At 66.4% G+C, this 18,080-nt stretch carries 13 protein-coding genes; 7 read left to right on the forward strand and 6 right to left on the reverse strand.

Annotation, left to right across the window (positions count from 1 at the left end; translation table 11 throughout):
- The first annotated feature begins 81 nt into the window (after positions 1-81).
- Positions 82-957 carry a GNAT family N-acetyltransferase gene (locus ACQR1X_RS21645; RefSeq protein WP_434847646.1) on the forward strand — a complete coding sequence of 292 codons (876 nt, stop codon included), beginning with the start codon at positions 82-84 and terminating at the stop codon, positions 955-957.
- Here the strand turns inward: ACQR1X_RS21645 and ACQR1X_RS21650 are convergent.
- The 5 genes from ACQR1X_RS21650 to ACQR1X_RS21670 form a co-directional block, all read right to left on the reverse strand.
- Positions 954-1,313, reverse strand: coding sequence for a VOC family protein (locus ACQR1X_RS21650; protein ID WP_315803575.1), 360 nt, complete (start codon positions 1,311-1,313; stop codon positions 954-956). The genes ACQR1X_RS21645 and ACQR1X_RS21650 overlap by 4 nt on opposite strands.
- A gap of 80 nt (positions 1,314-1,393) precedes the next feature.
- The gene (locus ACQR1X_RS21655) at positions 1,394-2,398 is read right to left on the reverse strand and encodes an SDR family oxidoreductase (protein ID WP_315803574.1); all 1,005 of its coding nucleotides are present in this window, start codon (positions 2,396-2,398) and stop codon (positions 1,394-1,396) included.
- 207 nt (positions 2,399-2,605) lie between these two features.
- Positions 2,606-3,034 carry a GlcG/HbpS family heme-binding protein gene (locus ACQR1X_RS21660; RefSeq protein ID WP_315803573.1) on the reverse strand — a complete coding sequence of 143 codons (429 nt, stop codon included), beginning with the start codon at positions 3,032-3,034 and terminating at the stop codon, positions 2,606-2,608.
- A 126-nt stretch (positions 3,035-3,160) separates the two neighbouring features.
- Positions 3,161-6,115 carry an FAD-binding and (Fe-S)-binding domain-containing protein gene (locus tag ACQR1X_RS21665; protein ID WP_434899520.1) on the reverse strand — a complete coding sequence of 985 codons (2,955 nt, stop codon included), beginning with the start codon at positions 6,113-6,115 and terminating at the stop codon, positions 3,161-3,163.
- A gap of 113 nt (positions 6,116-6,228) precedes the next feature.
- Positions 6,229-6,987, reverse strand: a complete 759-nt coding sequence (locus tag ACQR1X_RS21670) for a GntR family transcriptional regulator (RefSeq protein WP_434899521.1) — start codon at positions 6,985-6,987, stop codon at positions 6,229-6,231.
- Positions 6,988-7,115: 128 nt separating this feature from the next.
- Between ACQR1X_RS21670 and ACQR1X_RS21675 the strand changes: the two genes are divergently transcribed.
- The 6 genes from ACQR1X_RS21675 (at position 7,116) to ACQR1X_RS21700 (ending at position 13,854) form a co-directional block, all read left to right on the forward strand.
- Entirely contained in the window at positions 7,116-8,321 is a 1,206-nt protein-coding gene (locus ACQR1X_RS21675) for a pyridoxal-phosphate-dependent aminotransferase family protein (RefSeq protein WP_315803570.1), read from the forward strand.
- A 208-nt stretch (positions 8,322-8,529) separates the two neighbouring features.
- Positions 8,530-9,723, forward strand: coding sequence for a pyridoxal-phosphate-dependent aminotransferase family protein (locus ACQR1X_RS21680; protein ID WP_434899522.1), 1,194 nt, complete (start codon positions 8,530-8,532; stop codon positions 9,721-9,723).
- The gene (locus ACQR1X_RS21685; RefSeq protein ID WP_315803568.1) at positions 9,723-10,520 is read left to right on the forward strand and encodes an enoyl-CoA hydratase/isomerase family protein; all 798 of its coding nucleotides are present in this window, start codon (positions 9,723-9,725) and stop codon (positions 10,518-10,520) included. Before ACQR1X_RS21680 ends, ACQR1X_RS21685 begins: the two co-directional genes overlap by 1 nt.
- 133 nt (positions 10,521-10,653) lie before the next feature.
- Positions 10,654-11,640 carry a Bug family tripartite tricarboxylate transporter substrate binding protein gene (locus ACQR1X_RS21690; RefSeq protein ID WP_315803567.1) on the forward strand — a complete coding sequence of 329 codons (987 nt, stop codon included), beginning with the start codon at positions 10,654-10,656 and terminating at the stop codon, positions 11,638-11,640.
- Between the two features lie 32 nt (positions 11,641-11,672).
- Positions 11,673-12,215 carry a tripartite tricarboxylate transporter TctB family protein gene (locus tag ACQR1X_RS21695; protein WP_315803566.1) on the forward strand — a complete coding sequence of 181 codons (543 nt, stop codon included), beginning with the start codon at positions 11,673-11,675 and terminating at the stop codon, positions 12,213-12,215.
- Between the two features lie 118 nt (positions 12,216-12,333).
- Positions 12,334-13,854 (forward strand): tripartite tricarboxylate transporter permease, encoded by a 1,521-nt coding sequence (locus tag ACQR1X_RS21700; protein WP_434899523.1) that lies wholly within the window; start codon positions 12,334-12,336, stop codon positions 13,852-13,854.
- A gap of 268 nt (positions 13,855-14,122) precedes the next feature.
- Here the strand turns inward: ACQR1X_RS21700 and ACQR1X_RS21705 are convergent, their stop codons facing one another.
- The gene (locus tag ACQR1X_RS21705; protein WP_434899524.1) at positions 14,123-18,034 is read right to left on the reverse strand and encodes an autotransporter domain-containing protein; all 3,912 of its coding nucleotides are present in this window, start codon (positions 18,032-18,034) and stop codon (positions 14,123-14,125) included.
- Positions 18,035-18,080: the final 46 nt, after the last annotated feature.

Raw genomic sequence — 18,080 nt, forward strand, 5'->3', positions numbered from 1 at the left:
CAGAATTGGCTACGCAGGTTGCTCCGAGCTTCGCACGGCGTCATGATTGATAGATGCTGCGGCATTCGGATCGAGGAGAACATGACGCCATCGGCCGGACATCCCAACGCTGACGGCCTGCGCATCCGGCCGATGCGCCCGGACGAGATTTCGCTCGCCATCGATTGGGCGGCGGCCGAGGGCTGGAATCCCGGCCGGTCGGATGCGGCCTGTTTCGCCGTGGTCGATCCCGGCGGCTTTCTGATTGCCGAGCGTGAGGGCGTGCCGGTCGCAACCGTGTCCTGCGTGAACTACGACGACCGCTTCGCCTTTCTCGGCTTCTACATCGTCCGTTCCGAGCTGCGCGGGCACGGCTACGGCTTGCGGCTCTGGCAGGCGGCGATGGCCCATGCGGGTTCGCGGGTCGTCGGGCTCGACGGCGTGGTCGCGCAGCAGGACAACTACCGGAAATCCGGCTTCAGCTATGCGTATGCCAATATCCGCTACGGCGGGCGACCCGTAGCCCTGCCGCAGTCGGTGGAGCGATCAGGTGTCGTCACTCTGGGCGATGTGTCGTTCGCCGATATCGAAGCGTCAGACGCGACCGTGTTTCCTGCCCCGCGCCGTGCATTCCTGCGGGCCTGGATCGACACGCCCGGTCATGTCGGCCGGGCGCTGATCCGCGACGATACGCTAGCCGCCTGGGGTGTGATCCGTCCGTGCCGCATCGGCTACAAGATCGGTCCGCTGGTTGCCGAGAGGCGCGATGATGCCGAGGCCGTAATCGCGGCTCTGTTGAGCACGGCCGGCGAAGCCGAGGTGTTCCTCGACGTGCCCGCGATCAATTCCGCGGCGGTGGCGCTCGCCGAGAGCCTCGGCCTCAAGCCGGTGTTCGAGACCGCGCGGATGTACACCGGGCCGATCCCGCCGCTACGGATCGAGCGGGTGTTCGGCGTCACCACCTTCGAGCTCGGTTAGCCCAGCGGCCGCGCGAAGCTCAGTTCATGACCGTCGGGATCGGTGAGGTGGAAATAGCGCTCACCCCATTCGGCGTCGCGCGGCTCGGTCGAGGGCGTGAAGCCGGCGCCGAGCGCCTTCGCGTAGACGGCGTCGACGTCGGCGACATGGAAGATGATGCGGCCCCACCAGCTCCATTGCTTGTCCTTGGGCATGGCGATCAGGTTGAGAAAGCCGAAGCCGACCCTGAAACTCGTGAACGGCGTGTGGGCGCCGCCATGAGCGATGTTGTCGAAGCCGAGCGCGCGATAGAAGGCGACGGCACGCGCCATGTCGTGGGTGGCGATGGTGATCGCGCTGATGCTCTCGATGGTCATGAAGGCGCTCCGAGCCCTAGTGGAAGCCGCGTTGCAGGAAAGCGTATCCTGCCGGTGTCAGGCAAGGGCAGCGTCGCGGCTCATCGCCAGCGCCGCCGGCTCATTGCCGCTCCCAACGCAATAAAGACCGCGGCGCCGAGCGCGACCGTCATCGCGCGCGCGACATCACCGGGCACCAGCAGGGTCTGCTGGGCCGCGCCGCGGCTGAACGAACCGCGGGTGCGGTGCAGGCGCGTCACCGGGTGATCGAGATTGTCGGTGCGGTCGGGCACCAGCGGCACATCGGTCTGTTGCCCGGCGATCGCCTTGGCTGCGAGGTAGCGGTCGAGCAAAGCCGGCGCGACGGCGTTACCGAGGATCGTGAGCAGTGTCGGCCAGCCGATCCAATATTCGCGGAAGCCGCCGTCGGCAACGCGATAGACGGCGTCCGCGATCACCTCGGGCTCCACCGGCCGGCCCATCGGGCGTGGCGTATGCGCAAGGTGCGCGCGGGCCCAGTCGAATTGCGGTGTGTTCACCGCGGGCAGATCGACGATGCTGAGCGTGATGCCCGAGCGCTCGTGCATCAGCTCGGCACGCAGCGAGTCGGTGAAGCCCCGGATCGCATGTTTGGCGCCGCAATAGGCCGCCTGCAGCGGAATGCCGCGATAGGCGAGCGCCGAACCGATCTGAATGATGCGGCCTTCGCTGCGCCGGCGCATCGAGCGCAGCGCCGCCATCGTGCCGTGCACGAAGCCGAGATAGGTGACCTCGGTGACGCGGCGGAATTCTTCCGGCGTGATGTCCGCTACGGTCGAGAACACCGTCTCCATGGCGTCATTGATCCAGATGTCGACCGGACCCAGGCGCTGCTCGAGCCGCTCGGCCGCGTCGAACAGGGCCTGCGCATCGGCCACATCGACGGCCTCGTATTCGGCATGGGCAAACCGCGCCTGCAGCTCGCGCTGGACGTCGCGCAGCGCTTCCTCGTCGCGCGCGATCAGGCCGATGCGATCGCCGGCCTCGCCGAAACGCTTCGCGATGGCACGGCCGACGCCTGCGGAGGCGCCAGTGATGATGATGGTGCGAGTTCGTCTGCGAGGCATGTCCGGTTTCTCCACGCGCCCCTTGGTACAAACGTGCGGCGGCCGGCAATGTTTCGGGCCGGTCAAGCCGGCCGAATGAATTCTCCGTCAGCTTTTGACGGCGCCGGGGAGTTCGACGCGCGATCCACCGAACTCCGAGAGGGCACGCCAGTCCCCTCGAGATCGTTGGAACGGTAGAATTCGCAGAGCTTTGCTGTGCGACCGAGCTCAGCCCGCATTGGCCTTGAGGCCGGCGGCTTCGATGCCGGCGACCGCGCAGATCTCGTCATTATCGGAGGTATCGCCGGAGACGCCGACGGCGCCGACGAGCGTGGTGCCGTCCATGATCAGCACGCCGCCGGGCACCGGGACCATGCGGCCCTGGGCCAGCGTGTTCACGGCGTCGATGAAATAGGCCTGCTCCTGCGCGCGCTGGAACAGGGCGCGGGAGCCGAGGCCGAGCGCGAGCGCCCCATAAGCCTTGCCGTGCGCGACCTCGGCCCGCATCAGGCTGGTGCCGTCCTGCGCGGCGGCCGCTTTCAGGCAGCCGCGGGCGTCGAGCACCATCACGGCGAGCGGCTTGAGCTTCTTTTCAAGGCCTTTGGCGAGGGTGGCATCGAGGATCTTGCGGGCGGTGTCGAGAGAGAGGTCGGCCATGTCTGTGAGTCCCTGTGTCATTAACTCAAACGAAGCTGCGTAGGGTGGGCAAAGCGTAGCGTGCCCACCATCTTGCGAAGCGGAAGGTCCGCGGTGGGCACGCTTCGCTTTTGCCCACCCTACGGACTACGTAGATGCTCGCCCTCGCTCCAGGCTCATCGCCAGGAGCTGCGCGGCGTGAACGGCGCCACGATTGGCGCCGTCCTGGATCTGGTGGCGGCAGGAGGTGCCGTCGGCGACGATGAACGTTGCAGCGTCGGCCTTGCGCACGGCTGGTAGCAGCGACGCTTCCGCCATTTGCAGCGAGACCTCGTAGGTCTCCGCGCCGTAGCCGAAGGCGCCGGCCATGCCGCAGCAGGAGGATTCGATGGTCTCGATCTCGAGCTCCGGAATGAGCCGCAGCACCTGCTCGACCGGCTTGAAGGCGGCGAAGGACTTTTGGTGGCAATGGCCGTGCAGCAGCGCCTTGCCGGGCAGGGGGGCGAGCGGCAGCGCGAGCCGGCCGCTCTCGGCCTCGCGCGCCAGAAACTCCTCCAGCAGCAGCGCATGTGCGCTGATCGTTTTCGCGGTCGCGTCGTTGCGCAGCGACAGCAGCTCGTCGCGGAGCGTCAGCAGGCAGCTCGGTTCCAGGCCGATGATCGGCACGCCGCGCGATGCGAACGGCGCGTAGGTTTCGACCAGGCGCTGCAGCTCGGACTTGGCTTCGTCGACGAGGCCGGCGGAGAGAAAAGTGCGGCCGCAGCACAGCGGGCGGCCACCATCCGTCGGCTTCGGCACATGCACGCGATAGCGGCCGGCGATCAGCACGCGCAGCGCGGCGTCGAGGTTTTCGCGCTCATAGACGCGGTTGAAGGTGTCGCCGAACAGCACGACCTCGCGGCCATCAGCCGGACCGAACGCGTCGGCGTCGACACGGAAGGTGTCGCTGCGGAAGGCCGGCAGCTTGCGCCTGGCGCTGATGCCCGCGACGCGCTCCATCAGTGCGCGCAGGGGCGCGACGTGATTGCGCAGGTTCACGAGCGGCGCGAAGCGGGCAGCCATATCGGCATAGCGCGGCAGATAGGCGACGAGCCGGTCGCGCAAGGTGAGGCCATGCGTGGTCGCGCGGGCCGCCAGCACCTCGATCTTCATCTTGGCCATGTCGACGCCGGTCGGGCACTCGCGGCGGCAGGCCTTGCAGGACACGCAGAGCTTCAGCGTCTCCATCATCTCGTCGGACGACAGCGCGCCGCGACCGAGCTGGCCGGAAATCGCGAGTCGCAAGGTGTTGGCGCGGCCGCGCGTGACATCCTTCTCGTCGCGGGTGGCGCGGTAGGACGGGCACATCACGCCGCCGTCGAGCTTGCGGCAGGCGCCGTTGTTGTTGCACATCTCGACCGCGCCCTGGAAACCGCCGGCGGCGCCGGGATAGGCCGACCAGTCGAGTACTGTCTTGATGTCGTCGACGCGGTAGTCCGGCGGATAGCGGAACAGCGAGCGGTCGTCCATCCTGGGCGGATCGACGATGCGGCCGGGATTGAGCACGTTCGCCGGGTCGAAGCGCCGCTTCACTTCCTTGAAGTCGGCGAGGATGCGGCTGCCGAACATCTGCTCATGGAATTCCGAGCGCACGATGCCGTCGCCATGCTCGCCGGAATGCGAGCCCTTGTACTCGCGCACCATGGCGAACGCTTCCTCGGCGATCGCGCGCATCGCCTTCACGTCCTTCTCGAGCTTCAGGTTCAGCACCGGACGGACATGCAGGCAGCCCTCGGAGGCGTGCGCATACATCGTGCCGCGCGTGCCGTGCCTGGCGAAGACCTCGTTGAGCCGTGCGGTGTAGTCGGCGAGATGCGGCAGCGGCACCGCGCAGTCCTCGACGAACGACACCGGCTTGCCGGCCTCCTTCATCGACATCATCACGTTGAGGCCGGCGGCGCGGAAGTCGGCGACCGCGGTCTGCAGCGCAGGGTCGGAGATCTCGACCACGCCGCCCCATTTGCTGATCTCGTTGCTCCAGGAGAAGCCGAGATCGCCCATCAGCTCGGAGAGCTGTTTCAGCTTGGCGAGGTTCTCGTCCTTTGTCTCCTCCGCGAACTCGACAACAAGGATCGCGTCGGGGTCGCCGCGCACGGCCGCCGCGATCACCGGCTGGAACATCGCGATGTCGCGGCCGAGCCCGATCATGGTGCGGTCGACCAGTTCGACCGCGATCGGCTTCAGCTTCACGAGGTGCTGGGCGGCGTCCATCGCCTGATAGAAGCTGCCGAAATGGCAGACGCCGAGCACCTTGGTGCCGATCAGGGGCCACAGCTTCAGCTCGATCCGGGTGGAGAAGGCGAGTGTGCCTTCCGAGCCGACCAGCAGGTGGGCCATGTTGTTGGCGGCGTTGCGCGGCGTCAGCGCGTCGAGATTGTAGCCGCCGACGCGGCGCTGCACCTTGGGAAACTTTTCGGCGATCTCAGCCGCCTCGCGCTCGCCTAGCGCCAGCATGTCGCGGAACAGCGCGCGGGCGCCGTCGGGCGCGCTGACGTCACGAAGGTCGCGCGGCACCTCCCCGAAATGCGCCAGCGTGCCGTCGGCCAGCGCGGCATCGATCGCGATGGTGTTGTCGCGCATGGTGCCGTAGCGCAGCGAGCGCCCGCCGCAGGAATTGTTGCCGGCCATGCCGCCGATCGTGGCGCGCGACGCCGTGGAGACGTCGACCGGAAACCACAGGCCGTGCTTTTTAAGCTGGCGGTTGAGATCGTCGAGCACGATGCCCGGCTCGACCACGCAGGTCCGGCCCTCGACGTCGAGCGAGACGATGCGGTTCAGGTGCTTGGAGAAGTCGACGACGATCCCCTCGTTGACGGTCTGGCCGCATTGCGAGGTGCCGCCGCCGCGCGCGGTGACGATGCGGCCGTCGTCGCGGGCGATGGCGAGCGCACGCAGCGCCTCGTCCATCGTGCGCGGCACGACCACGGCCGCCGGGATGACCTGGTAGAACGAGGCGTCGGTGGCGTAGCGGCCGCGGTTGAAGCGGTCGAAGAAGACGTTGCCTGAGATCTCGGCGCGGAGCTTCTGTTCGAGCCTGGACGGACCGGCTTTGGCGTTCGGCATGGTGATCCCTGGTCGGGCCCGGCTGTCGTCCGGCGGGCGCTGTTCCGCCCGGTGTCATTCATTTCCGCAAATGCGTCAATCTGATTGCATGCAAATTTGCGCAATCCCGGGCGTTATTCGACCTTGTCCGGCTTGGCTCCCGCCAGCGGCGGCTGGCCCTCTGCGAAGTAGGCGATCGCAGCCGCGCCCTTGTTGCGCAGATGCTGGAACAGGATGTCCGACAGCTCGCTTCCGGCGCGGCGGCGCAGCGCATCGAGGATCAGCTCATGCTCGCGCATGGCCTCGCTCCAGCGCTCGCGCTTGCGGGCGAAATTGGCGGAGAAGCGCACCCGGCGGATGCGGCCCGCCAGGCTGTCATAGGTCGCATGCAGGGTGGCATTGGCGGCGGCGTCGACGATCGCACGGTGGATCAACTGGTTCATGCGGAAATAGCCCTGCATGTCCTGCCGCATGTAGAATCCGTACATATCATGATGAAATTGCTCGATTTCGGCGATCGCTTCATCCGTAATCTTCTCGCAGGCGAGGCGTCCGGCGAGGCCCTCCAGGCCTCCCATCAGGTCGAACAGTTCATGGATGTCCGCGGCGCTGAGAGGGCGCACTCGGGCGCCACGATTGGGCAGCAGTTCGACGAGGCCCTCAGCCGCGAGCACCTTGAGCGCCTCGCGCAAGGGCGTGCGGGACACCCCCAGCATTTCGCAAAGCTGGCGCTCGGACAGGCGTCCGCCGTCGGCGACGTGGCCCTCGACGATGTAGTCGCGCAACCGTGCCAGGATCTCATCATGCAGCGAGGTCTCGTCCCGCGCAGGCACGGATCGACCGCTTGGCCCTGCCAAGGGTGGCGTCTCGATATCGGGAATCGTGGAATTCATCTTACCCATTGTAGCGGTAGTTACAGATGTGGTCGACCTCATCCGTGAATACGTTTAAGCTCTTGCACAACAAGAAATTGAATGCAATCATGGGTGCCAGAATGCCGTCGTCTCCCTGGAGTTCTGCCGTGACCCGTCCCCAAGGCCGTCATTTCCTGCATATTCCGGGCCCAAGTCCGGTGCCCGAGCGGGTGCTGCGGGCCATGGACATGCCGGTGATCGATCACCGCAGCGCCGAGTTCGCCGAGCTGGGGAGGGCCGTGCTCAGCGGCTCGCAGACAATCTTCAAGACCACGAGCCCGGTGATCATCTACCCGTCCTCGGGCACCGGTGCCTGGGAGGCTGCCATCGTCAACACGTTGTCGCCGGGCGACAGGGTGCTGATGGTCGAGACCGGCCACTTCGCCACGCTGTGGCGGCAGATGGCGGCGCGGTGGGGCATCGAGGTCGACTTCATTCCTGGCGACTGGCGCCGTGGCGTCGATCCCTCTGTCATCGAGGAAAAGCTGGTCGCCGATGCCGGCCATCGGCTCAAGGCGGTGATGGTCGTGCACAACGAGACCTCGACCGGCGCGACCAGCCGGGTCGGCGAGGTGCGTGCCGCCATGGACCGCGCCAAACATCCGGCGCTGCTGATGGTCGACACCATCTCTGGTCTCGCCTCGGCCGACTTCCGCTTCGACGAGTGGAAGGTTGATGTCGCCGTATCCTGCTCGCAGAAGGGTTTCATGCTGCCGCCGGGGCTCGGCTTCAACGCCATCTCGGACAAGGCGCGCCTTGTTGCCAAGGGCAACAAGATGCCGCGCTCGTTCTGGGACTGGGAGGACATGCTGAAGCTGAACGCGAATGGCTTCTTCCCCTATACCCCGGCGACGAACCTGCTCTATGGCCTGCGCGAAGCGATTGCCGTGCTGCTCGAGGAGGGGCTCGATCAGGTGTTCGCGCGCCACCAGCGCCTTGCGGCCGCGACCCGCGCCGCGGTCGAGCATTGGGGCCTCGAGGTGCTGTGCCAGGAGCCAAAGGATTTTTCGCCGGTGCTGACCGCCGTGCTCATGCCGCCGGGCCATGACGCCGATCAGTTCCGCCAGGTCGTGCTCGATAAGTACAACATGTCGCTCGGCTCGGGCCTGTCCAAGGTCGCGGGCAAGGTGTTCCGCATCGGCCATCTCGGCGAGTGCAACGCGCTGACCTTGATGGCTGCGCTGAGCGGTGTCGAGATGGGGCTGCGCGCGGCCGGCGTGCCGCATCGCGCCGGCGGTGTCGATGCCGCGATGGCCCTGCTCGACGAGCCATCGCAGGGCAATGCGCCGAGTCATCTTGCGGCGGTGACATGAGGCCAAATCGCGTGCCGCAAGCCGGGGTGCCCCGCTATGCCGCACTGCACAGAAGAAGGGGATTTGTGTGCATCTGAGGGATGTCAGCCCGGAGCGATCGGTGCTTGCGTCTTCTTTATTGACGCCAGCGGTCTGGCGGGAGAAAAGCGCGGCGAGCGCGTGGCATGCCACGTCCGCGCACCAACCAAATGACCGGGGATGGACGCCAATGACTGTGCACACGGGACGGCATTTTCTTCAGATTCCGGGGCCGACCAACGTACCCGACCGCGTGCTGCGCGCGATGGACATGCCGACCTTGGACCATCGCGGTCCTGAGTTCGCCGAGCTCGGCTTCGGGGTGCTGGCGGCCAGCCAGCGCATCTTCCGCACCAAGCAGCCGGTGATCATCTATCCGTCGTCGGGAACCGGCGCGTGGGAAGCCGCGATCGTCAACACGCTCGCGCCCGGCGACAAGGTGCTGATGGTTGAGACCGGCCAGTTCGCTGTGCTGTGGCGGGGCATCGCCGACAAGTTCAAGCTCGACGTCGACTTCATCCCCGGCGACTGGCGTCATGGCGCCGACATCGCGGCGATCGAGCAGCGTCTGGTCGACGACAAGGCGCACAAGATCAAGGCCGTTTGCGTCGTGCACAATGAGACCTCGACCGGCTGCCTGACGCCGCCGCTCGAGGTGCGCAAGGCGCTCGACCGGTCCGGCCACCCGGCGTTGCTGATGGTCGACACCATCTCCGGCCTCGGCTCGATGGAGTATGAGCACGACGCGTGGGGCATCGACGTCTCCGTCGCGGGCTCGCAGAAGGGCCTGATGCTGCCGCCGGGCCTCGGCTTCAACGCCATCTCGGAGAAGGCGCTGGCCGCCGCCAAGGCCAATCCCGGCATGCGCTCCTACTGGGACTGGCAGGAGATCATCACCTTCAACAAGCTCGGCACCTTTCCCTATACGCCGGCCTGCAATCTGCTGATGGGCCTCAACGAGGCGCTGAAGATGCTGGAGGAGGAGGGCCACGAGAATGTGTTCGCCCGCCACCGCCGCCACAGCCTTGCGACGCGCGCCGCTGTGAAGGCGTGGGGCCTCGACACGCAATGCGCCGATCCGCAGGCGCATTCGCCGGCGCTGACCGGCGTCGTCATGCCCGACGGCCATGATGCCGATCAGTTCCGCAAGACGGTGCTGGAAAACTTCGACATGTCGCTCGGCACCGGCCTCAACAAGATCAAGGGCAAGGTCTTCCGCATCGGCCATATCGGTCATTTCAACGACCTGATGCTGATGGGCACGCTCTCCGGCGTCGAGATGGGCCTGGCGCTCGCCAACGTGCCGCATCGTGCCGGGGGCGTGCTTGCGGCGATGGATGTTCTCAAGGCGCGCGAGGCCGCGCCGATTCCGAAGGTGGCCTGATGACCGCACCTGTGACCGGCTCCGACGATCTCATCTATGCCGTCGACGACGGCATCGCCAAGATCACCTTCAACCGGCCGCAGGCGCGCAACGCGATGACGTTCGCGATGTACGACCAGATGGCCTCGATCTGCGAGGCCATCAATGGCGATCGGTCGATCAAGGCGCTGATCCTGACCGGGGCCGGCGACAAGGCCTTCGCTTCCGGCACCGACATCTCACAGTTCCGCGCCTTCAAGACCGCGCAGGATGCGCTCGACTATGAGGCGCGGATCGACCGCGTGCTCGGCACGCTGGAACTGTGCCGTGTGCCGGTGATTGCGGCGATCGCGGGCGCCTGCACCGGCGGCGGCGCCGGCATCGCCGCCTGCTGCGACATCCGTATCGGCACCGAGACCACGCGCATCGGTTTTCCGATCGCGCGTACGCTCGGCAACTGCCTGTCGATGTCGAACATTTCGCGCGTGGTCTCGCTGATTGGGCCTGCGCGCACCAAAGATCTCATCTTCAAGGCGCGGCTGGTCGAGGCGCCCGAGGCGCTGGCGCTCGGTCTGCTCAACGAGATCGTGCCCGACGTCGAGACGCTGCAGACACGCGCGCTGGAGACCGCGAAGCTCATCGCCTCGCACGCGCCGATCACCCTCGAGGTGACCAAGGAGGCGGTGCGCCGCATCCGCCGGACCCTGTCGCGGGACGAGGGCGAGGATTTGATCCTGCGCGCCTATATGAGTGAGGATTTCCGCGAGGGCATGGAGGCGTTCCTCAACAAGCGGACGCCGAACTGGAAAGGCAAGTAGTCCGATGCCGTGCTTGCGACCTTATGCCGAGGAACATGAGGCCGCATCGTGCTTGTGTTCTTGAACTGACCACAATAAGCCAGCAGTATCCTGGTAGGATGCAAGCTGGCGTTTCGAACGGGGAAGAAAACACGTGCGCAAACTGATCAAGATCGCGGCCGCGACGGCGGCCATTTTCACAAGCGCTCCGGCCTTTGCCGGCTGGGAGCCGACCAAGCCGGTCGAGATCGTCGTCGCCGCGGGCGCCGGCGGTGCATCCGACCAGATGGCGCGGATGATGCAGGCTGCCATTCAGAAGAACAATCTTCTGAAGCAGCCGGTTGTCGTGTCGCTGAAGGGCGGCGCGTCGGGCGCCGAAGCCCTGATGTACATGAAGTCCAGCGACGGCGATCCGAACAAGATCCTGATCGCCTATTCGCTGATCTACATGCTGCCGCTGTCGGCCAAGCTGCCGTTCGACTGGCACGAGCTGTCGCCGGTTGCGGTGATCGCACTCGACCAGTTCGTGCTGTGGGACAACGTCAACGGCCCAAAGACGGTGAAGGAGTTCATCGATGCCGCCAAGACGTCGGCCTCGCCGTTCAAGATGGGCGGTACCGGCTCCAAGCGAGAGGACCACGTGCTGACCGTCTTCATGGAGAAGAAGACCGGCGCCAAGTTCTCCTATCTGCCTTACAAGTCGGGGGGCGAGGCCGCGACCCAGCTGGTCGGCGGTCACACCGAATCCAACGTCAACAATCCGTCGGAAAATCTCGAAGTCTGGCGCGCCGGCCAGGTGCGTCCGCTGTGCGTATTCGACAAGGAGCGCATCTCCTACACGACGAAGGTCACCGAAACGCAGTCCTGGAACGACATTCCGACCTGCAAGGAGCAGGGGCTCGACGTGCAGTACCTGATGCTGCGCGGCATGTTCCTGCCGGGCAAGGTGACGCAGGAACAGCAGGAGTTCTACATCGACCTGTTCAGCAAGCTGGTGCAGACATCGGAGTACAAGGACTACATGGAGAAGCAGGCGCTGAAGCCGATCTTCCTCACTGGCAAGGACATGCTGCAGTTCCTCGAAGAGGATGGCTCGCTCAACAAGCAGCTGATGACGGAAGCGGGCTTCGTCGCCAAGTAAGGCTGGACGGGGCGAGGGGATGAGGAGGATCGATGTCCAACGCTGAGCTCGAGATTGCCGTCGACGATCCGACCGCGCCGGAGGAGAATTCTCCGGCCGTCACCTCCACCGGGACCGTCGACGTCGCGGTGTCGCTGCTGCTGCTCGCGCTCGCGGTCGTGCTCGCCTGGGACAATTGGCGGACCGGTGCGTCCTGGGACTCGACCGGTCCGGAGCCCGGCTACTTTCCGTTCTATCTGTCGGTGATCCTCGGCGGCGCCAGCCTTTACGGGATCGGCGCCGCCTTCCTGTCGAGCAAGGAAGCAGTCGAGACCTTCGTGACGCGCGCGCAACTGCGCCGCGTGATGGCCGTGTTCGTGCCGACCTTGTTGTTCTGCATCGCGATGCAGTTCCTCGGCATCTATGTCGCGAGCTTCCTGCTCATCGCCGGGTTCATGCGCCTCGTCGGCAAGATCGCGATCTGGAAATCGCTGCTCACGGCGTTCCTGTTCAGCGCCGTGATGTTCGTGACGTTCGATGTCGTGTTCGACGTGATCATGCCGAAGGGCCCGCTCGAAGCGGCGTTCGGGTACTGATACCGGTCTCTCCCCGTCATTGCGAGGAGCGAAGCGACGAAGCAATCCAGGGCTGCGCATTCGACTCTGGATTGCTTCGCTGCGCTCGCAATGACGGCAAAATAGCTGGAATGGAATCATGGAAGCCTTGGGTCTGCTGCTGCACGGGTTCGCGGTCCTCCTGACCTGGAAGACGCTGCTCTTGATGATGGTCGGGCTGGTGCTCGGCGTCTTCGTCGGCGTGCTGCCCGGGCTGGGCGGCCCCAACGGCGTCGCCATCCTGCTGCCGCTGACCTTCTCGATGGACCCGACCTCGGCCATCGTGATGCTGTCCTGCATCTACTGGGGCGCGCTGTTCGGCGGCGCCATCACCTCGATCCTGTTCAACATTCCCGGCGAGGCGTGGTCGGTCGCGACCACCTTCGACGGCTATCCGATGGCGCAGCAGGGCAAAGCAGCGGAAGCGCTGACCGCCGCCTTCACCTCGTCGTTCATCGGCTCGCTGGTCGCGGTGATACTGATCACCTTCCTGGCACCCTGGATCTCGTCGTTTGCGCTGAAGTTCGGTCCGCCTGAATTCTTCGCCGTGTATCTCCTGACCTTTTGCTCGTTCGTGGGCCTGGGACGCGAGGACAAGCACAAGACGGTCATTGCGATGGCGCTCGGTCTGCTGCTTGCCGGCGTCGGCATGGACACCGTGTCCGGTCAGTTGCGGATGACCTTTGGCTCGACCGATCTGTTGCGCGGCATCAACTTCCTGGTCGCGGTCATCGGCCTGTTCGGCATCAGCGAGATCCTGCTGACGATGGAGGAACGCCTGGCGCTGCGCGGTCACGCCGCCGCGATCTCCTTGCGCACGGTGCTCGCCGTCTGGAAGGACCTGCCGAAATACTGGATGACGCTGCTGCGTTCCTCAGTGATCGGCTGCTGGCTCGGCATCACGCCGGGCGGCGCGATTGCGGCCTCCTTCATGGGCTACAACCTCGCCAAGCGCTTCTCCAAGAACCAGGATAGTTTCGGCAAGGGCCGTATCGAGGGCGTGTTCGCACCCGAGACCGCAGCGCATGCCTCGGGCACCGCGGCGCTGTTGCCGATGCTGGCGCTCGGCATTCCCGGCTCGGGTACCGCGGCGATCCTGCTCGGTGGCCTGATGGTGTGGGGCCTCAATCCCGGCCCGCTGCTGTTCGTGGAGCACAAGGACTTCGTCTGGGGCCTGATCGCCTCGATGTATCTCGGCAATGTCGTCGGCCTCGTGCTGGTGCTCTCGACCGTGCCGATCTTCGCCTCGATCCTGCGCGTGCCGTTCGCGGCGGTGGCGCCGATGATCGTGGTGTCCTGCGCGATCGGCGCCTACGCCATCCAGAACGCGATGTTCGACGTGTGGCTGATGCTCGGCTTCGGCGTCGTCGGCTATGTCTTCAAGAAGATCAAGATCCCGCTGGCGCCGTTCACCTTGGCGCTGGTGCTCGGTAGCCGTGCCGAGGATGCATTCCGGCAGTCGATGATCATCTCCGGCGGCAACATGAAGGTGTTCTGGGCCAACGGTCTCGTCGGCACCATCACGACGCTGGCGATCCTGCTGCTGTTCTGGCCGCTGATCGATCGGCTGGTGGCGAGCTTCGGCAAGTCCAGCGCGCCTGCGGCGAAGGCCGAGGCGTAGGGCAAGCTGGCTGCGACGTATTGGGCCTCATAATTCGAGACGCGCCGCGCTCGACCGTTGCCATTTTCGTTGGTCTGGGCGCGGCGCTCCTCACCATGACGGGCTAGGGACCGAGCGGCCGCCTTACACGAGGCCATGAACACGCCGACCGCGTATTCATGGAGAGGATCTTGATCGCGCCGCGGATTCAGACCTCGTCCTGAGGAGCCCGCCCCTTGGCGGGCGTCTCGAAGGACGGGCGCGGGAGAGGTGAGCGCCGCGCCAGCTCTCACCACGCGTATCGCACGGTCCCTTTGCCTGCATAGGAGCGCGTGACGTTCGAGAGCTCGCTCTCCAGTGTGGCCATTGCGCTCCAGCCGTTCAGCCAATTCATCTCGATCGATGTGGTCGCTAGCGCGGAATCGCGCGCCTGCGCTGCGCCGTTCACGACGAAGCTCGCGCCCGGCAGCGTCTGGAAGGTCGCGGCGACTGAACGATCGGGATTGAAGTCGTGCGCCCAGGCGAGTCGGCCGCGCAAGGTGAGAGTGCCATCGCTCAAGGCATAGGACTTGTCAGTCCGCAGGCCGAGCTCAGTGCGCGTATCAGCGACCGTCTTGCCGTTGTAGCTCAGCGCGAACGTCGAGGCCCCGGCGACGGCTTGCTCGACGTAACCGGGCAGCCGCAGGCTCGTGACCTGCGCCGCTGCGTACGGCGTCAATCCGATGCCGCCGACCGGCGCAAGGAAGCGGGTGCCGCCCTCGATGCGGCCGGTCCAGGCGTGGGCCTGATAGGTCGCGCGCAGCCGGTCGGCGCCGGCGATGGTGACGGCACGGTCGGTGGTAACGTCCTGCCAGCCATAGGCCAGGGCGGCTCTGAGATAGCTCGGGCCGATATGATGATGCAGATAGGCGCCGGCTTGGAATAGGTCGGAACGGCCGGAGCCGAGGCCGCCGACGCTGAAGTTGGTGCCGCCGCCGCCGAGCGCGAAGCCTGCAATGGTCTGCGGCGCGATCCGGTAATCGGCGCCGACAGCGGTGCCGGCGATGCGGCTGGTGGTGTCGCTGGAGCCGACGCCCGCATTGCCGCTGGTCGATTGTGAGCCACCGAAGCCGGCCGCCCATATATTCCAGCGCTGCGCGAAGTCCGCCGGCCTGTCCTCGGTCAGCATCGCAAAGGCATTGGTGCGCTTGCGCGTCGGGTCCGCATAGCTGCTCGCGCTGCCACTGCCGGTACCGCGGCCAGCACGCTGTGCGAAGGGATCGGTCAGCAGTCCCGCGAACTGGCTCATCGCGTTGAACGTCGTCTGCTGGCTCCCCGTCGCGCTCTCACCGGACGCCTGTGTGAGCCCGGCTTGATTCATCTTGCCGAGCACGACCGGAATGTCGCCGGTTCGGTCGAAGAAGACCGAGAGCGTGTCGCCGACCGCCTTCTGATTGCCGTTGAGTCCGCCAGGCAGGGCGAAGGCGAGGATCAGGTCGAGATAGACGTTGTTGGCATCGTAGCTCAGGCTGGTCTTGAAGCCGGAGGGCAGGTTGGTCTTCACCACCGCGCCGAAGCGGCCGGAGACGCCGCCGCTCGTCGTCAGGATGGTGTAGCGCTTGTCGACATAGCCACCGCCGGCGAACGCCGCGTTCACCGTCGCGCCGCCGAGCGTGGCCGATCCGGTCACGCTCGCGAACGTGGCCGTCGTCGGATCGAGCTGCACCAGATAGAAGGCGCCGGACTGGAACGCGAGGTTGCCGACGATGGTCATCGACGAGCCGGCTGCGCCATTGCCAGGCGCCAGCGTGCCGCCATCGTTGATGCCGACGGTCATCGGCGGATCGACCAGGCCCGCGCCCATCAGCGTGCCGCCGGCATTGACGGTCACACCCGAGGTATTGGTGATCGCGCCCTCGACGTCGAGCACGCCGCCGTTGATGGTGGTCGCACCGGTGTAGCTGCTGGCGCCGGTGAGAGTCATCCGGCCGCTGCCGGCCTTGGTGAAACCGCCGCTGCCGGAGATCGTGCCTGAGAAGGTCGTATTGCCGTTGTTGCCGCCCGCCGTCAGCGTCGCCGCGCCGAGCAGGACGCTTCCGCTCCCCGCCAGCGAGCCGATGCTCTGATCGAAGCCGTTGAGATCGAGCGTCGCACCCGGCGCGATCATGAACGCGCTGGCCGAGGCGAGCACGCCGGAGGCGCCGGCCTGCAAGGTGCCGGCGCCGATCGTGGTCGCGCCGGTGTAGCTGGTCGGCCCGTCGAACCGCATCGTGCCGGTGCCGACCTTGGTGAAGCCGCCGCTGCCGGAGATCGTGCCGGTGTAGCTCGTGCTGGCGTTGTCGCCGCCTGACGTCAGCGTGCCCGCGCCGAGCAGCACGGCGCCGCCGCCCGTCAGCGAGGCGATCGTCTGATTGAAGCCGTTGAGATCGAGAGTGCCGCCATTGTCGACCTCGATGGAGCTCGAGGGGGCGAAGGCGCCGGCCGCGCCGGCGCGCAGCGTGCCGCCATCGACGATGGTCGCCCCGGTGTAGGTGTTGGGGCCGCCGAGTGTGAGCACGCCCGGGCCGCTCTTGACGAAGGTGCCACTGCCCGAGATCGTGCCCGAGAACACGGTGGCGCCGCCATTGTCGCCGATCGCCAGCGACCCGTTGGTTCCGAGGAGGACGCTGCCGCTGCCGCCAAGTCCGCCGATGGTCTGGCCCGTGCCATCGATGTCGAGCGTCGCACCGCTCGCGATCATGTAGCTGCTGGCGACCGAGAGAACGCCGGACGCACCGGTCCGCAGGGTGCCGCCGCTGATGACGGTGTCGCCGGCAAAAGTGGTCGTCCCGGTCAGCGTCAGGGTGCCAGCGCCGAGCTTGGTCAGTCCGCCGCTGCCGGTGATCGTGCCGCTGAGCGTGGCGTTGTTGCCGTTGGTGTCGAAGCTGCCGCCGCCGGCATTGAGCGTGATGTTGCGGCTGGAGCTGAAGCCCGCGAGATATTGCAACGTGCCGCCGCCGAACGAGAGCCCGCCGGAGGCCGCGCCGAGGCTGGCGTCGGAGGAGACCGCGAGCGCACCCTGGTTGATGGCCCAGGGCGTGACGGCGGTCGTGGTGCCGGTCAACGTCCAGGTGCTCGTGCCGGTCTTCACGAAGCTCGAGAAGCCTTGATACTGCGCCGAGGCGCCGATCGTGGACGCGTCGAAGGTGCCGTTCACAGCGCCGCCGAGCCGGAAGGTGTCGCTGCCGGTGCCGACCACGTTGCCGTTGATGATCGAGCTCGCCCAGATCTCCAGCGTGTTGCTGCCGCCGGTGAAGGTGATTGCGTTGGCGCTGGTCACGGCGACGCCGCCGGTATTGAACCCGGCCGAGATCGTGCCGCTGTTGATGATGGTGAGATTGGCGCCGGTGACGCCGGCCCCGGCCGGACGGTAGTCGCCGTCGTTCGCATTTGGGCCAACGCCCTTGTTTCCTGAAGCGCCACCGCTGATGCTCCCGGAGTTGATCAAGGTTCCACCGGCTGCGAAGACCGCGCCTGCACCGCCATTGCCGCCATCGCCACCGGCGTGGAATTGGATGCTGTTGGCGGTGTTGCCGCCATCGCCGCCTACGCCACCGAAAATCGCGCCAGAATTGACCAGGATACTGGTGCCGGTCAGATAGACGCCGTAACCACCATCGCCGCCGTCGCCTCCACGACCAGTGCCGTTGGCGACGCCGCCGGGACCGCCGCCACCAGCAGTGATCACCCCAACGTTCGTGTACGTCAGGCCGCTGCCATCCACGACCACCCCGTAGCCGCCCGCTCCACCGCCGCCGGCTCCGAAGCTGAGGCTGGTCGAGCCGCCCCGTCCGCCATTGCCGCCGGTTACGGTTGTCGAATTGACGTCGTTCGTGATGACCACCGCGCCATGAGCGCCACCACCGCCACCGCCGCCGCCGGTGCTCCCGCTGCCGCTTTCGCCGGCATGTCCCCGCTCGCCCGCGCCGATGCCGCCTTGGCCCCCCAGGGTCTGGCCCGTGCTGTCACCTCCGCCGTTGCCGCCGTTCACACCCGCGCCGCCGCCGCCGCCTCCTTGCGCAATGTTGGCTCCGGCACCGCCATCGCCGCCCGAACCAGTGGCCGAACTCGTGCCGCCATTCCCAGTCGCTGCGCCGCCGTCGCCGCCACTCGTCGCCTGGGCGAGGACTGGGCTGGCGAGCATGACGGTGAGTAGCGCTGTCGTCGCTGCCAGCCAACGCAACTGAGTACGTCGGAGTGAATCGGCCGATGTCTCGTTCTTCAATCTG

Origin of the sequence: Bradyrhizobium sp. HKCCYLRH3073, assembly GCF_051167995.1 — a bacterium.
GTDB lineage: Bacteria > Pseudomonadota > Alphaproteobacteria > Rhizobiales > Xanthobacteraceae > Bradyrhizobium.

Coding starts and splice junctions, on each gene's coding strand:
- ACQR1X_RS21680 (WP_434899522.1), top strand. CDS start 8,530: ATGACTGTGCACACGGGACGGCATTTTCTTCAGATTCCGGGGCCGACC.
- ACQR1X_RS21700 (WP_434899523.1), top strand. CDS start 12,334: ATGGAAGCCTTGGGTCTGCTGCTGCACGGGTTCGCGGTCCTCCTGACC.
- ACQR1X_RS21650 (WP_315803575.1), bottom strand. CDS start 1,313: ATGACCATCGAGAGCATCAGCGCGATCACCATCGCCACCCACGACATG.
- ACQR1X_RS21660 (WP_315803573.1), bottom strand. CDS start 3,034: ATGGCCGACCTCTCTCTCGACACCGCCCGCAAGATCCTCGATGCCACC.
- ACQR1X_RS21665 (WP_434899520.1), bottom strand. CDS start 6,115: ATGCCGAACGCCAAAGCCGGTCCGTCCAGGCTCGAACAGAAGCTCCGC.
- ACQR1X_RS21645 (WP_434847646.1), top strand. CDS start 82: ATGACGCCATCGGCCGGACATCCCAACGCTGACGGCCTGCGCATCCGG.
- ACQR1X_RS21655 (WP_315803574.1), bottom strand. CDS start 2,398: ATGCCTCGCAGACGAACTCGCACCATCATCATCACTGGCGCCTCCGCA.
- ACQR1X_RS21685 (WP_315803568.1), top strand. CDS start 9,723: ATGACCGCACCTGTGACCGGCTCCGACGATCTCATCTATGCCGTCGAC.
- ACQR1X_RS21695 (WP_315803566.1), top strand. CDS start 11,673: ATGTCCAACGCTGAGCTCGAGATTGCCGTCGACGATCCGACCGCGCCG.
- ACQR1X_RS21670 (WP_434899521.1), bottom strand. CDS start 6,987: ATGAATTCCACGATTCCCGATATCGAGACGCCACCCTTGGCAGGGCCA.